Below are 13,840 nucleotides of genomic sequence, written 5' to 3' on the forward strand. Positions count from 1 at the left end.
TCAGGCCTTGTTCTTCTGAGCCAGGGCTGCCTTGACGAAGCCGCTGAACAGCGGGTGGCCGTCACGCGGCGTCGAAGTGAACTCCGGGTGGAACTGGCAAGCGACGAACCATGGGTGGTCCTTGGACTCGACCACTTCCACCAGCGCGCCGTCTTCGGAACGGCCGGAAACCACCAGACCAGCTTCCACCAGTTGTGGCAGCAGGTTGTTGTTCACTTCGTAGCGATGACGGTGACGCTCGGTGATCACGTCCTTGCCGTAGCAGTCGTGCACCTTGGAACCGGCAGCCAGCTGGCAATCCTGTGCGCCCAGGCGCATGGTGCCGCCCAGGTCGGAAGCCTCGTCGCGGGTCTCGACGGCACCGGTGGCATCGGCCCACTCGGTGATCAGGCCGACCACTGGGTGGCCGCTGTTACGGTCGAACTCGGTGGAGTTGGCGTCTTTCCAGCCCATCACGTTACGGGCGAATTCGATGACGGCCACCTGCATGCCCAGGCAGATACCCAGGTACGGCACCTTGTTCTCACGGGCGTATTGCACCGCGGTGATCTTGCCTTCCACACCGCGCAGGCCGAAACCGCCCGGTACCAGGATGGCATCGGCGCCTTCGAGCAGGCTGGTGCCCTGGTTCTCGATGTCTTCCGAATCGATGTAGCGCAGGTTGACCTTGGTCCGGTTGGTGATGCCGGCGTGGCTCATCGCTTCGATCAGCGATTTGTACGCATCCAGCAGCTCCATGTACTTGCCGACCATGGCGATGGTCACTTCGTGCTCCGGGTTGAGCTTGGCATCAACCACCTTGTCCCACTCGGACAGGTCGGCGCCATTGCACTGCAGGCCGAAGCGCTCGACGACGAAGTCGTCCAGGCCCTGAGCATGCAGTACGCCCGGGATCTTGTAGATGGTGTCGACGTCTTCCAGCGAAATCACCGCACGCTCTTCAACGTTGGTGAACAGCGCGATCTTGCGACGCGACGAAGCATCCACCGGGTGGTCGGAGCGGCAAATCAGCACGTCAGGCTGCAGGCCGATGGAGCGCAGCTCCTTGACCGAGTGCTGGGTCGGCTTGGTCTTGGTTTCGCCAGCGGTGGCGATGTACGGGACCAGGGTCAGGTGCATCAGCATGGCACGCTTGGAGCCCACTTCGACACGCAGCTGGCGAATCGCCTCGAGGAACGGCTGCGACTCGATATCACCCACGGTACCGCCGATTTCCACCAGGGCCACGTCGGCATCGCCGGCACCCTTGATGATGCGACGCTTGATTTCGTCGGTGATGTGCGGGATGACCTGGATGGTCGCGCCCAGGTAATCACCACGACGCTCTTTACGCAGCACGTGCTCGTAGATACGGCCAGTGGTGAAGTTGTTGTTCTGGGTCATGGTGGTGCGGATGAACCGCTCGTAGTGACCCAGGTCGAGGTCGGTCTCGGCGCCATCGTGGGTGACAAAAACTTCACCGTGCTGGAACGGGCTCATGGTGCCCGGGTCGACGTTGATGTACGGATCCAGCTTGAGCATGGTGACCTTCAGGCCCCGCGCTTCCAGGATGGCCGCCAGGGAAGCCGAGGCAATGCCTTTCCCCAATGAAGAAACAACACCGCCCGTGACGAATATGTAGCGCGTCATGAAAAACCCTAGAAGTCTGCGTTAAGGCGGCCAGCGCCGCCGGAGAAAGCGAAGGAAGGCCGAAGCCCCCGATCACCTGCGTCAATCACAGTGCATCTCGAAAAACTGCCGCGTCTGTACAGCCAGGGTATACCCGGCATGGCGTTCGCTCGTCATTTCCAGAATCAGCTCGGCAAAAAACTGCTTGGTAATCGGCAACTCCTGTGTTTTCGCGGAACCCACAGAAGTTGTATCAAGAAGGGAGGGTAGTCTACCGGAATGTACCCTTCAGCTCAAACCTTGCGCGTTCGTCGGTAACTGCCAGTGCAGTTGGCAATCCGCCTGCACCAGCCCGGGCAGGTTGGCCACCGCCAGCAGGCATTCGCCGTGATACAGCAACGGCAGGCGCGAGCGCAGGAAATGCGGCACCTGCTGTTCGTTGAGCAGGCGCTTGAGGTCTCGCCGACCACGGCCGGGAACCTCCAGCATTTCCCCCCCCTGACGGTAGGCAATGCGCAACCCGCTCGGCACGGCTGCGCCAACAAGACGCACGCAACCATTGCCCGGCAACCGCAACGGCCCATCAGGGTCGGGCCAGGCCAGCGAGCCAGCCGGTTGCTGTAGCCAATCACCGCTCAACCACCAGATGCGCCCGTGGCTACGCACCAACCGTCCATCGGCAAGCCGCCAGACTGGCCGGGCATCGGCACCAGCATCGCGCAGGTCTGCCCAGCCGGCCCAGTGCCGGGTATCGGGCAAACGGGTGCGCTGGCTAAGCCAGTACTGCAAGGCATTGCGCTGACGGGCCGGCGATAACGCCAGCAGGGCGGCCAGGTCGAGGGAATCCAGCCCCGGCCAGGCAAGGGGCGCCCCTTTGCGCGCAAGCGCCAGATCCTCCTGGGCCAGTTCGTCCAGCAAACCCAGCGCCTCGCCCAGATGCTCTGCTGCACGGGCGAAGTTCTGGCTGGCCTGTGGCCAACGTTGCTGCAACTGCGGCATCACTTCGCCGCGCAGGTAGTTGCGGGCGAATTGTGTGTCGACGTTTGACGGGTCTTCGATCCAGGTCAGCCCTTGGGCTTGGGCATAATCGTGCAAATGTTGCCGGGAACAGGCCAGTAACGGCCTGACCAGGCTGCCCTGCCCCAGCGCCCGCTGCCCCGGCATTGCCGCCAGGCCACGCAGGCCGGCGCCGCGCAACAGGCGGAACAGCAGGGTCTCGGCCTGGTCGTCGCGGTGCTGGCCGGTGAACAGGATATCGCCCGGGCCGAGCACTTGCCTGAAGGCGGCATAGCGGGCCTCTCGGGCCGCCTGTTCCAGGCTGGCGCCAGGGGAGACCTGGACGTGGATGACCTGGAGTTCAACGTCGAAATTGTCGCAGATGGCTTGGCAGTGGGTGGGCCAGGCGTCGGCAGCGGCTTGCAGGCCGTGGTGGATATGGATGGCGCGCAGCGGGGGGGACGCGTGGTTGCGGGCGTATTCGGCCAGCAGGTGCAGGAGGACGGTGGAATCGAGGCCGCCGGAGAAGGCGACGTGCCAGGTGGGGGCGTTGAGCCAAGGAGTGAGGTTGATCATCTAGCCCTCGCTCGATTCAAGAAAGCATTCGCGGGCATGCCCGCGCCCACATGTACGGCGCAAGCCTCAAGGGCAGTGCAACCTGTAGGAGCGGGTTTACCCGCGAACACCGGCGAAGCCGGTGCCATCAATCACAAGGGCCGCAAAACGGCCCCAGGGCTAATCAGAATCAGAGGCCGTAGCTCATCAGGCGCTCGTAACGACGGGCCAACAGCGCATCGTTGTCGAACTTGCCGAGCATGTCCAGCTGCTGCACCAGATCGGCACGGATGCTTTCGGACATCTTGGCCGGATCACGGTGGGCGCCGCCCAGCGGCTCCTGGATGACCTTGTCGACAATGTTCAGGCTCTTCAGACGCTCGGCGGTGATGCCCATGGCCTCGGCCGCGTCTGCTGCTTTATCGGCCGTTTTCCACAGAATCGAAGCACAGCCTTCCGGCGAGATAACCGAGTAGGTGGAGTACTGCAGCATGTTCAGTTGGTCGCACACGCCAATGGCCAGTGCCCCACCGGAACCACCCTCACCGATCACGGTAGCGATGATCGGGGTTTTCAGGCGTGCCATGACCCGCAGGTTCCAGGCGATGGCTTCACTCTGGTTGCGCTCTTCGGCGTCGATGCCCGGGTAGGCGCCCGGCGTGTCGATGAAGGTCAGGATCGGCATCTTGAAGCGTTCGGCCATTTCCATCAGGCGACAGGCCTTGCGGTAACCTTCCGGGCGCGGCATGCCGAAGTTGCGACGCACTTTCTCGCGCACTTCACGGCCCTTCTGGTGGCCAATGACCATGACCGGCTTGCCGTCCAGACGCGCAGTACCACCCACGATGGCGGCGTCGTCAGAGAAGTGACGGTCCCCGTGCAGCTCTTCGAACTCGGTGAAGATGTGCTCCAGGTAGTCCAAGGTGTATGGACGACGCGGGTGACGGGCCAGGCGGGCGATCTGCCAGCTGGTCAGGTTGCCGAAGATGCTTTCGGTCAGGGTGTTGCTCTTGTCTTGCAGACGGGCAATTTCATCGCTGATGTTCAGCGAGTTGTCGTTGCCCACCAGGCGCAGGCCTTCGATCTTGGCTTGCAGGTCGGCAATCGGCTGTTCGAAGTCGAGGAAATTCGGGTTCATAGTCATCCGTCTTGGGTCTACGGCCAGGCGGCCGGCCGGTTGATCCGTTTGGCGCCATACCTTAAGGGATCAGGCGCATTCAGGTCGAGATTAAATTTTTGTCGGTTCAACGATATTGCAGGAAGACGTTCTCACGCCCGAACTGGTCACGCAGCGCCTGAATCAGCCCATCGGCCGGATCGATCGCCCACTGCTCGCCAAACTGCAGCATGGCCTTGGCGTCGCTGCCGGTGTACTCCAGCGTGATCGGGCAGGCACCGCGATGGCGGGTGATCAGCTCGCCCAGCCACTTCAGCCGGTCGCCCTTCAGTGCGTCATGCGCCACCTTCAGGCGCAGGCTCTCGGCCAGCTTGGTGCGCGCGTCTTCCATGGTCATCACCTGCTTCACCCGCAGGCGCAAGCCCCCGGAGAAGTCGTCATTGCTGACCTCGCCTTCCACCACCACCATCGCATCGGTCTGCAGCAAGGACTGTGCCGCCATGAAGGCATCGGCAAACAGCGATGCCTCGATCCGCCCGGAACGGTCATCCAGGGTGACGAAGCCCATCTTGTCGCCCTTCTTGTTCTTCATCACCCGCAGCGCAATGATCATGCCCGCGATGGTCTGGGTTTCGCGCGACGGCTTGAGGTCGACGATGCGCTGGCGGGCGAAGCGACGGATCTCGGTCTCGTACTCGTCGATCGGGTGGCCGGTGAGGTACAGGCCAAGGGTGTCCTTCTCCCCCTTCAGACGCTCCTTGAGGGTGAGCTCGCGCACCTTGCGGTGGTTGGCATACACATCGACATCTGCCGCGTCGAACATGCTGCCGAACAGGTCGACATGACCACTGTCAGCGGTGTGTGCGGCCTGCTCGGCTGCCTTGATGGCCTCGCCCAGCGCCGACAGCAAGGTTGCCCGGTTGATGTCGATGTTGGCGTGGTAGGCCTTGATCTCGTCATGGAAGTGCGGACCAAGGCGGTCCAGCGCGCCACTGCGCACCAGCGCATCAAGGGTACGTTTGTTGACCCGTTTGAGGTCGATGCGTTCACAGAAATCGAACAGGTCCTTGAAGGGACCGCCTTGGGCACGGGCCTCGACAATCGCCTCCACCGGGCCTTCGCCGACACCCTTGATGGCACCAAGGCCGTAGACGATACGGCCGTCGTTGTTGACGGTGAACTTGAAGTCCGAGAAATTCACGTCCGGCGCGTCGAGGCGCAGCTTCATGCTGCGCACCTCCTCCACCAGCACCACCACCTTGTCGGTGTTGTGCATATCCGCCGACAGGACCGCGGCCATGAACGGCGCCGGGTAGTGGGTTTTCAGCCAGGCGGTCTGGTACGACACCAGGCCATAGGCGGCGGAGTGGGATTTGTTGAATCCGTAGCCCGCGAACTTCTCTACCAGGTCGAAGATGTTACCGGCGAGGTCCGCATCGATATTGTTGGCTACGCAACCTTCGATGAAACCACCGCGCTGCTTGGCCATTTCCTCGGGCTTTTTCTTACCCATGGCCCGGCGCAGCATGTCGGCGCCACCCAGGGTATAACCTGCCATCACCTGGGCGATCTGCATCACCTGTTCCTGGTACAGGATGATGCCGTAGGTTGGCGCCAGTACCGGCTTGAGGCCTTCGTACTGGTAGTCGGAGTGCGGGTAGGCCAGCTCGGCGCGGCCGTGCTTGCGGTTGATGAAGTCGTCCACCATGCCCGATTGCAGCGGGCCCGGGCGGAACAACGCAACCAGTGCGATCAGGTCTTCCAGGCAGTCGGGCTTGAGCTTCTTGATGAGCTCCTTCATGCCGCGCGATTCCAGCTGGAACACCGCCGTGGTTTCGGCCTTCTGCAGCAGCTCGTAGGTCTTGCGGTCGTCCAGCGGGATGAAGTCGATGTTGAGGTCGGGCAGGTTCTTCTTGGCCTGCTCGCGGTTGATGATCTCCATCGCCCACTTGATGATGGTCAAGGTACGCAGGCCGAGGAAGTCGAACTTCACCAGGCCGGCGGCCTCGACGTCATCCTTGTCGAACTGGGTTACCAGGCCACCACCCTCTTCATCACAGGCGATCGGCGAAAAGTCGGTGAGCTTGGTGGGTGCGATAACCACACCACCGGCGTGCTTGCCGGTACCCCGGGTCACACCCTCCAGCTTCAGGGCCATGTCCCAGATTTCACGGGCGTCTTCGTCGCCCTTGAGGAAGTCACGCAGGATTTCTTCCTGCTCGTAGGCCTTCTCCAGGGTCATGCCCACTTCGAAGGGGATCATCTTCGACAGGCGGTCGGCCAGGCCATAGGATTTGCCTTGCACCCGCGCCACGTCACGCACCACCGCCTTGGCGGCCATGGTACCGAAGGTGATGATCTGGCTCACCGCATTACGGCCGTAGGCCTCGGCCACGTAGTCGATCACCCGGTCACGGCCGTCCATGCAGAAGTCGACGTCGAAGTCGGGCATGGAAATACGTTCAGGGTTGAGGAAGCGCTCGAACAGCAGGTCGTAGGCCAGCGGGTCGAGATCGGTGATCTTCAGTACATAGGCCACCAGCGAGCCAGCACCCGAACCGCGGCCCGGGCCAACCGGTACGTCGTTGTTCTTGGCCCACTTGATGAAGTCCATAACAATCAGGAAGTAACCGGGGAAGCCCATCTGGATGATGATGTCCAGCTCGAACTTCAGGCGGTCCAGGTAAACCTGACGCTTTTCTTCATAATTGGGCGTGGTCTCTTTCGGCCACAGCACGGCCAGGCGCTCTTCCAGGCCTTCGTGGGACACATGCCGCAGGTAGTCGTCGATGCCCATGCCGTTGGGCGTGGGGAAGTCAGGCAGGAAGTACTTGCCCAGCTGTACCTGGATGTTGCAGCGCTTGGCAATTTCGACGGTGTTGGCGATGGCGTCGGGCAGGTCGCTGAAGAGCTCGGCCATTTCCTCGGCCGACTTCAGGTACTGCTGGTCGCTGTAGCAACGCGGACGGCGCGGGTCATCGAGGGTCCAGCCCTCACCGATACAGACGCGGGTTTCGTGGGCGTCAAAGTCCGTCTGCTTGATGAAACGTACGTCGTTGGTAGCCACCAGCGGGGCGCCAAGCTTGTCGGCCAATGCCACCGCCGCGTGCACGTATTCTTCGTCGCGTGCCCGATTGGTGCGCTGCACTTCAACGTAGAAGCGCTCGGGGAACATGCCCATCCAGTCTTGAAGAAGCACTTCGGCTTCGTCTTGCCGACCCGCCAGCAGCGCCATGCCAATGTCGCCTTCCTTGCCCGCGGACAGGGCAATCAGGCCCTCGCTGGCCGGGGCGATCCATTCACGCTGGAGGATGACCAGGCCGTTGCGCTGGCCATCGGTCCAGCCGCGCGAGATCAGTTCGGTGAGGTTGCGATAGCCCTTGGGGTCCATGGCCAGGAAGCAGATGCGCGACAGCGGGGCTTCCGGGTCGGCACCGGCCAGCCACAGGTCGGCACCGCAGATCGGTTTGATGCCGGCGCCCATGGCCGTCTTGTAGAACTTCACCAGCGAGCACATGTTGCTCTGATCGGTGATCGCGACCGCCGGCATGTTCATCCCGGTCAGCGCCTTGGCCAGCGGTTTGATCCGCACCAGGCCGTCGACCAGCGAGAATTCGGAATGGACGCGCAGGTGAACGAAGGGAACCGACATGGAAGATCCTGTAGCAGAGCTTAACGACAAGGGCGGGATTGTAGCCTAACTGGGGGCTTTTTTTGGGGCTGCTTTGCAGCCCTTCGCGGGCACGCCCGCCCCCACAGGTACGCCACCGCTGCTCAGCCCGATGAATCCTGTTGGAGCGGGCGTGACCGCGAAGGGCCGCAAAGCGGCCCCAACAGGTCAGATCAGGGAATCGGTGACGCCTTCGCGCGCTTCCCAAGCCGCCCGCACAGGGGCGAAGGAACGCCGGTGGATGGGCGTAGGCCCAAGCCGAGCCAGGGCCTCGAGGTGCACCGGCGTTGGGTAACCCTTGTGCCCGCCAATGCCATAACCCGGGTAGATCAGTTCGAACGCACTCATCTCCCGATCACGGGTCACCTTGGCCAGGATCGATGCCGCCGCAATGGCCGGCACCTGGCTATCCCCCTTGACCACCGGTGCTGCCGGCACCGCCAGCTTCGGGCAGCGATTGCCATCGATCAGGGCCAGCTTCGGCGTAATGTGCAAGCCCTCCACTGCGCGCTGCATGGCCAGCATGGTGGCCTGCAGGATGTTCAGGCTGTCGATTTCCTCGACCTCGGCGCGGGCGACGCAGAAGCTCAAGGCCTTTTCGCAGATCTCGTCGAACAGCGCCTCACGCTTGGCTTCGGTGAGTTTTTTCGAGTCGTTCAGACCGAGAATCGGCCGCGCGGGATCAAGAATCACGGCCGCCGTTACCACCGCGCCGCACAGCGGGCCACGGCCCACTTCGTCAACGCCGGCGACCAGGTCTTCTACCAGGTTGAAGTCCAGTCCAATTTGCATGTCAGCGGTCCTTGAGCAGGGCCAGTACCGCCTCGGCCGCCTGATTGGAGGCGTCACGGCGCAGGGTGCGGTGAATTTCGTCGAAACGTTCGGTCTGCTGGCTTCCATCGCGCACCAGCGGCGCCAGGGTGTTGGCCAGCGCTTCACTGGTAGCGTCGTCCTGCAGCAACTCAGGCACCAGCTCTCGCTGGGCCAGCAGGTTCGGCAATGACACGTAAGGGCTTTTCACCAGACGCTTGAGAATCCAGAAGGTCAAGGGCGCCAGGCGGTACGCCACCACCATCGGCCGCTTGTACAGCAGCGCCTCGAGGGTGGCGGTACCCGAGGCGATCAGCACCGCGTCACAGGCTGCCAGGGCTTGGTGCGACTGACCATCGAGCAGGGTCAGCGGCAGTTGGCGCCCTTCAAGCATCTGTTCGATCTGGGTGCGCCGCGTGGCGTTGGCGCAGGGCAACACGAAGCGCACACCCGGCACTTGTTGGCAAAGGCGCTCGGCGGCGTCGAGGAACAACGCGCCCAGGCGCCCTACTTCGCCCCCCCGACTGCCCGGCATCAACGCCACCACCGGCCCCTCGCCCAGGCCCAGCGCGGCGCGCGCGGCCGGGCGGTCGGCTTCAAGCGGGATGGTGTCTGCCAGCGGGTGGCCAACAAAACGCACTGGCACACCCTGCTCTTCGTAGAACCGCGCCTCGAACGGCAGCAGCGTCAGCATCAGGTCGCAGCCTTCGCGGATCTTCAGCACGCGCTTTTGCCGCCATGCCCACACTGACGGGCTGACATAGTGCACGGTCTTGATCCCGGCCTGGCGCAGCTTCAGTTCGATGTTGAGGGTGAAGTCAGGGGCGTCGATGCCGATGAATACGTCGGGTTTTTCTTCGATCAGGGTCTGGATCAGCAACTTGCGGCGCTTGAGCAGCTCGCGCAGGCGCCCGAGTACCTCGACCAGCCCCATGACGGCCAGGCGCTCCATGGGGAAATAGGATTGCAGGCCCTCAGCTTCCATCAAGGGGCCGCCAACCCCGATGAACCGCACGTCGGGGTGGCGTGCCTTGAGGGCACGCATCAAGCCTGAACCAAGAATATCGCCACTGGCCTCACCGGCGACCAGCGCTACGCAAAGCTGGGCCATATCAGCGCGTGATGCCGCGAGCGGAGCTCAGGATCGACTGACGGAACAGCTCGACCTCAGGGTGTTGCGTGGCCGGTTCGGCCAGCTCCTTGAGCGCGTCTTCGACGGTCAGGCCCTGACGGTAGACAATCTTGTAGCAACGACGCAGCACATGGATCACCTCGTCGCTGAAACCGCGGCGGCGCATGCCCTCGAAGTTCATGCTGCGGGCTTCGGCCGGGCTGCCGAACACGGTAACGAAGGCCGGAACGTCCTTGCCAATGGCCGTGCCCATGCCGGAAAACGCGTGGGCGCCAATATGGCAGTACTGGTGAACCAGGGTGTAACCGGACAGGATCGCCCAGTCACCCACATGTACATGACCGGCCAACGCCGTGTTGTTGACCAGGATGCAGTGGTTGCCGATGACACTGTCGTGGCCAATGTGGGCATAGGCCATGATCAGGTTATGGTCACCCACGGTGGTTTCCGAGCGGTCCTGAACAGTACCGCGGTGGATGGTCACCCCTTCGCGAATCACATTGTGATCGCCGATCACCAGGCGCGTCGGCTCACCCTTGTACTTAAGGTCCGGGGTGTCTTCACCGATCGAGGAAAACTGAAAGATACGGTTGTGCTTGCCGATGCGGGTCGGGCCTTTGAGCACAACATGCGGGCCGATAACGGTGCCCTCCCCGATTTCGACATCAGGGCCAACGATCGACCAAGGGCCGACCTCGACGCCGTCGGCCAGCTTGGCCGACGGATCGATAATGGCCCGAGGATCAATCGAATTCATAGGGAGCGTTCCGCGCAGGTGATTTCTGCCGAGCAGACCGGCTTGCCATCGACAAGGGCGCGGCACTCGAACTTCCAGATCATGCTTTTACGGCTGAGGAACTTGGCCTCCAGCACAAGCTGGTCACCCGGCAGAACCGGCTGACGGAAACGCAGTTTGTCGGAACCGACAAAGTAGTACAGGGTGCCATCGGCCGGCTTGGCATCGAGCATCTTGAAACCAAGGATGCCGGCCGCCTGGGCCATGGCTTCGATGATCAGGACACCCGGCATGATCGGGTGTGCCGGGAAGTGGCCATTGAAAAACGGCTCATTGATGCTGACATTCTTGTAGGCACGAATGCTCTGGGCCTCGAAGTCCAGATCCGTCACACGGTCTACCAGCAGAAACGGGTAGCGGTGAGGCAGGTATTCGCGAATCTCGTTGATGTCCATCATTTCGGTGGGGAAGCCTGTAATAAGAATAGGGAGCGCAGGTGCTGACCACACGCTCCTTTTGCAATCCAAAGAGGAGCCAGCTAGCGACTGTTCACTCTTGCTCAGGGAATGGTATCAGCCTTCTGATGTCGGCAGGCCACCTGAGGTCACGGTATCGACGCGTTTTTCCAGCTGCTGGAGACGCTTGGCCATGTCGTCCAGGTGGCGGATACGCGCGGCGCTCTTGCGCCAGTCAGCCAGCGGCTGCATGGCAGTGCCGGAAGAATAGGAACCCGGTTCAGTGATCGAACGGGTAACCATGGTCATTCCGGAAACGAAAACGTTATCGCAAATATCGATGTGCCCAACCAGCCCCACACCACCGGCCAGCATGCAGTGCTTGCCGATGCGCGTGCTGCCGGAGATTCCGACGCAAGCGGCCATGGCAGTGTGATCACCGATCTGCACGTTGTGAGCGATCTGGATCTGGTTATCCAGCTTGACCCCGTCGCCGATCCGGGTATCGGACAGCGCGCCACGGTCGACAGCCGTATTGACACCGATCTCAACGTCATCACCAATGGTTACGCCACCGATCTGTGCAATCTTGCGCCAGATACCCTTCTCGTTGGCAAAGCCGAAGCCCTCACCGCCGATCACGGCACCCGACTGGATGACCACACGCTTACCGATGGTCACGTCGTGATACAGCGTGACCCGCGGTGCCAGCCAACCACCTTCACCGACCACACAGCGGGCACCAATGAAGCAGTGTGCGCCGATGCTGACGTTGGCGCCGATGCGCGCACCACTTTCGATGACCGCGAACGGCCCGATGCTGGCGCTGGCGTCCACCTGGGCATCTTCCGCCACCACGGCGCTGGGATGTATTCCCGCCTCAGCCTTGGGTTTGGGATCGAACAGGTGGGAAATCCGCGCGTAAGCCAGGTACGGGTCCGCCACGACCAGGGTATTGCCGGCAAAGCTTTCGGCATCCGCCGCCTTGAGCAGCACCGCGCCGGCCTGGCTGTTGTCCAGGTACTTGCGGTACTGCGGGTTGGCGAGGAAGCTCAACTGCGTCGGGCCGGCCTCTTGCAAGGTGGCCAACCCGGTAATCTGCAGCGCCTCGGGCCCCTTGAGGGTAGCTCCGAGTACCTCGGCCAGCTGGCCTAGCGTCATGGTCACACTCATATCAACGGGCTTGGTTCATGCGCTCGATGACTTGGCGGGTGATGTCGTACTGAGGTTTGACATCGATGACCGCACCACGCTCGAGGACCAGGTCGTAGCCGCCCTTCTTGATCACTTCCTCGACAGCACCATCCAGCTTCGGCTTCAGTTGCTTGAGCATGTCGCGATCAGCAACGGCCTTGGCTTCGTTCAGTTCCTTGGACTGGAACTGGAAATCGCGGGCCTTTTGCTTGAACTCGAGCTCCAGGCGCTCACGCTCCTGCTGCTGCATCTTGTCGCCGCCCTTGATCAGGCGGTCCTGGATGCCCTTGGCACTGCTTTCCAGGCTTTTCAGCTTGGTCAGTTGCGGACCGAATTTCTTCTCGGCATCAACCGCATACTTCTTGGCGGCATCCGACTCGAGCAGGGCCATCTGGTAGTTCAGGACGGCAACCTTCATTTCGGCGAAAGCCGGGGTGGCGACCAGCGCCGCGGCCACTACGGCCAATTGAGCCAATTTACGCACGATGCACTCCTGGATAAACCGTTGTCATTAAGCAAGGGCCGACCTTAGAAGGTCTGGCCCAGAGAGAATTGGAACACCTGGGTATCGGCATCGTCCGGCTTCTTGACCGGCATTGCCAGGCTGAAGCTCAACGGGCCCAGTGCGGTAATCCAGGTCACGCCAAGGCCGACCGAACTGGCCATGCCCGAGAACCCGACCTTCTCGCAATCAGGTTTGTTGCCGCAATTGGTGTCGAACACGTTACCCACGTCCCAGAACACGGAAGTGCGCAGTGAACGCTGGTCCTTGACGAACGGCAGCGGGAACAGCAGCTCGGCACCGCCTTGCACCAGCACGTTACCACCAAACGGCAACGGATCCTGATCCGGGTCGGCGATGGTGCCTGGCTTGCCACCTGCGGCCTCGCCGATGCTCGGGGTACTGCGCGGGCCCAGGCTGCTGTCCTTGAAGCCACGGACGGAGTTGAAACCACCCGCGAAATAGTTCTCGTAGAACGGCAGGCCGGAGGTGCTGCCGTACCCATCACCATAGCCCAGCTCGGTATGCAGGCGCAGGGTGTAGTCGCTGGTGATCGGCTTGAACAGTTGGCCACGGTAGTCAAGCTTGAAGAACGACAGGTCGCTGCCCGGAACGGTGGACTCCAGGGTCAGGCTTTGCGAGTGACCACGGGTGGCCAGTACGCCTTTGTTCAGGGTCGACTCGGACCAGCCGATGGAGGCCTTGAAGTTCAGGAAGTTGTCACCTTCCTGCTCGAGGAAGTCGAAGATCTCGTCAACGGTGTACTTGCCGGTCTTGATCTTGTCCTGCTGCACGCTCAGGCCGTAGGTCAGGCGCGAGGTTTCGCTGATCGGGTAGCCCAGGCTGACGCCGGCACCGTAGCTGTCCACCGCGTAGCTGGCAACATCGACGTCGAGGTCGTCGTAATCGGTGCTGCGGTAGAAGGCGTTGTAGCCCAGGCTGACGCCATCGGCAGTGAAGTAGGGATCAACGAAGCCGAAGTTGTAACGGGTCTGGTATTCCGAACGGGTCAGGCCGATGGACACCTTGTTACCAGTACCGAGGAAGTTGCTCTGGCTGATCGAG

11 protein-coding genes are annotated in these 13,840 nt (G+C 62.1%); all 11 read right to left on the reverse strand.

Features of this window, described 5'->3' with window-relative positions; genetic code table 11:
* Positions 1 to 1,629: a CTP synthase gene (locus ACK59Z_RS07030; protein WP_003252329.1), complete on the reverse strand. Its 1,629-nt coding sequence runs from the start codon at positions 1,627 to 1,629 to the stop codon at positions 1 to 3.
* A gap of 267 nt (positions 1,630 to 1,896) precedes the next feature.
* Positions 1,897 to 3,180 carry a tRNA lysidine(34) synthetase TilS gene (gene tilS, locus ACK59Z_RS07035; RefSeq protein ID WP_409292684.1) on the reverse strand — a complete coding sequence of 428 codons (1,284 nt, stop codon included), beginning with the start codon at positions 3,178 to 3,180 and terminating at the stop codon, positions 1,897 to 1,899.
* A gap of 169 nt (positions 3,181 to 3,349) precedes the next feature.
* Positions 3,350 to 4,297, reverse strand: a complete 948-nt coding sequence (locus ACK59Z_RS07040) for an acetyl-CoA carboxylase carboxyltransferase subunit alpha (protein WP_003252323.1) — start codon at positions 4,295 to 4,297, stop codon at positions 3,350 to 3,352.
* A 106-nt stretch (positions 4,298 to 4,403) separates the two neighbouring features.
* Positions 4,404 to 7,928 (reverse strand): DNA polymerase III subunit alpha, encoded by a 3,525-nt coding sequence (dnaE, locus tag ACK59Z_RS07045; RefSeq protein WP_054888937.1) that lies wholly within the window; start codon positions 7,926 to 7,928, stop codon positions 4,404 to 4,406.
* A gap of 186 nt (positions 7,929 to 8,114) precedes the next feature.
* Positions 8,115 to 8,738, reverse strand: a complete 624-nt coding sequence (gene rnhB, locus ACK59Z_RS07050) for a ribonuclease HII (RefSeq protein WP_108191567.1) — start codon at positions 8,736 to 8,738, stop codon at positions 8,115 to 8,117.
* Position 8,739: 1 nt separating this feature from the next.
* Positions 8,740 to 9,867, reverse strand: coding sequence for a lipid-A-disaccharide synthase (gene lpxB / locus ACK59Z_RS07055; protein ID WP_003252318.1), 1,128 nt, complete (start codon positions 9,865 to 9,867; stop codon positions 8,740 to 8,742).
* A gap of 1 nt (position 9,868) precedes the next feature.
* A complete protein-coding gene (gene lpxA / locus ACK59Z_RS07060) occupies positions 9,869 to 10,645 on the reverse strand; it encodes an acyl-ACP--UDP-N-acetylglucosamine O-acyltransferase (protein WP_003252316.1) in 777 nt (258 codons plus the stop codon).
* Positions 10,642 to 11,082 (reverse strand): 3-hydroxyacyl-ACP dehydratase FabZ, encoded by a 441-nt coding sequence (gene fabZ / locus ACK59Z_RS07065; RefSeq protein WP_003252314.1) that lies wholly within the window; start codon positions 11,080 to 11,082, stop codon positions 10,642 to 10,644. The genes lpxA and fabZ overlap by 4 nt, the downstream gene beginning before the upstream one ends.
* 114 nt (positions 11,083 to 11,196) lie before the next feature.
* On the reverse strand, positions 11,197 to 12,252 hold the full coding sequence (lpxD, locus tag ACK59Z_RS07070; RefSeq protein ID WP_003252312.1) for a UDP-3-O-(3-hydroxymyristoyl)glucosamine N-acyltransferase: 1,056 nt from the start codon (positions 12,250 to 12,252) through the stop codon (positions 11,197 to 11,199).
* 1 nt (position 12,253) lies between these two features.
* Positions 12,254 to 12,757: an OmpH family outer membrane protein gene (locus ACK59Z_RS07075; protein WP_003252311.1), complete on the reverse strand. Its 504-nt coding sequence runs from the start codon at positions 12,755 to 12,757 to the stop codon at positions 12,254 to 12,256.
* A gap of 44 nt (positions 12,758 to 12,801) precedes the next feature.
* A partial coding sequence (bamA, locus tag ACK59Z_RS07080; RefSeq protein ID WP_144179951.1) for an outer membrane protein assembly factor BamA occupies positions 12,802 to 13,840 on the reverse strand: 1,039 nt, incomplete at its 5' end.

It is taken from the genome of Pseudomonas sp. KCJK9058 (assembly GCF_046230975.1).
Classification (GTDB): domain Bacteria; phylum Pseudomonadota; class Gammaproteobacteria; order Pseudomonadales; family Pseudomonadaceae; genus Aquipseudomonas; species Aquipseudomonas alloputida.

Excerpts from the sequence above, each read along its gene's own strand:
- ACK59Z_RS07040 (WP_003252323.1), bottom strand. The coding sequence starts at position 4,297 with ATGAACCCGAATTTCCTCGACTTCGAACAGCCGATTGCCGACCTGCAA.
- tilS (WP_409292684.1), bottom strand. The coding sequence starts at position 3,180 with ATGATCAACCTCACTCCTTGGCTCAACGCCCCCACCTGGCACGTCGCC.
- lpxA (WP_003252316.1), bottom strand. The coding sequence starts at position 10,645 with ATGAATTCGATTGATCCTCGGGCCATTATCGATCCGTCGGCCAAGCTG.
- fabZ (WP_003252314.1), bottom strand. The coding sequence starts at position 11,082 with ATGATGGACATCAACGAGATTCGCGAATACCTGCCTCACCGCTACCCG.
- dnaE (WP_054888937.1), bottom strand. The coding sequence starts at position 7,928 with ATGTCGGTTCCCTTCGTTCACCTGCGCGTCCATTCCGAATTCTCGCTG.
- ACK59Z_RS07030 (WP_003252329.1), bottom strand. The coding sequence starts at position 1,629 with ATGACGCGCTACATATTCGTCACGGGCGGTGTTGTTTCTTCATTGGGG.
- lpxD (WP_003252312.1), bottom strand. The coding sequence starts at position 12,252 with ATGAGTGTGACCATGACGCTAGGCCAGCTGGCCGAGGTACTCGGAGCT.
- rnhB (WP_108191567.1), bottom strand. The coding sequence starts at position 8,738 with ATGCAAATTGGACTGGACTTCAACCTGGTAGAAGACCTGGTCGCCGGC.
- lpxB (WP_003252318.1), bottom strand. The coding sequence starts at position 9,867 with ATGGCCCAGCTTTGCGTAGCGCTGGTCGCCGGTGAGGCCAGTGGCGAT.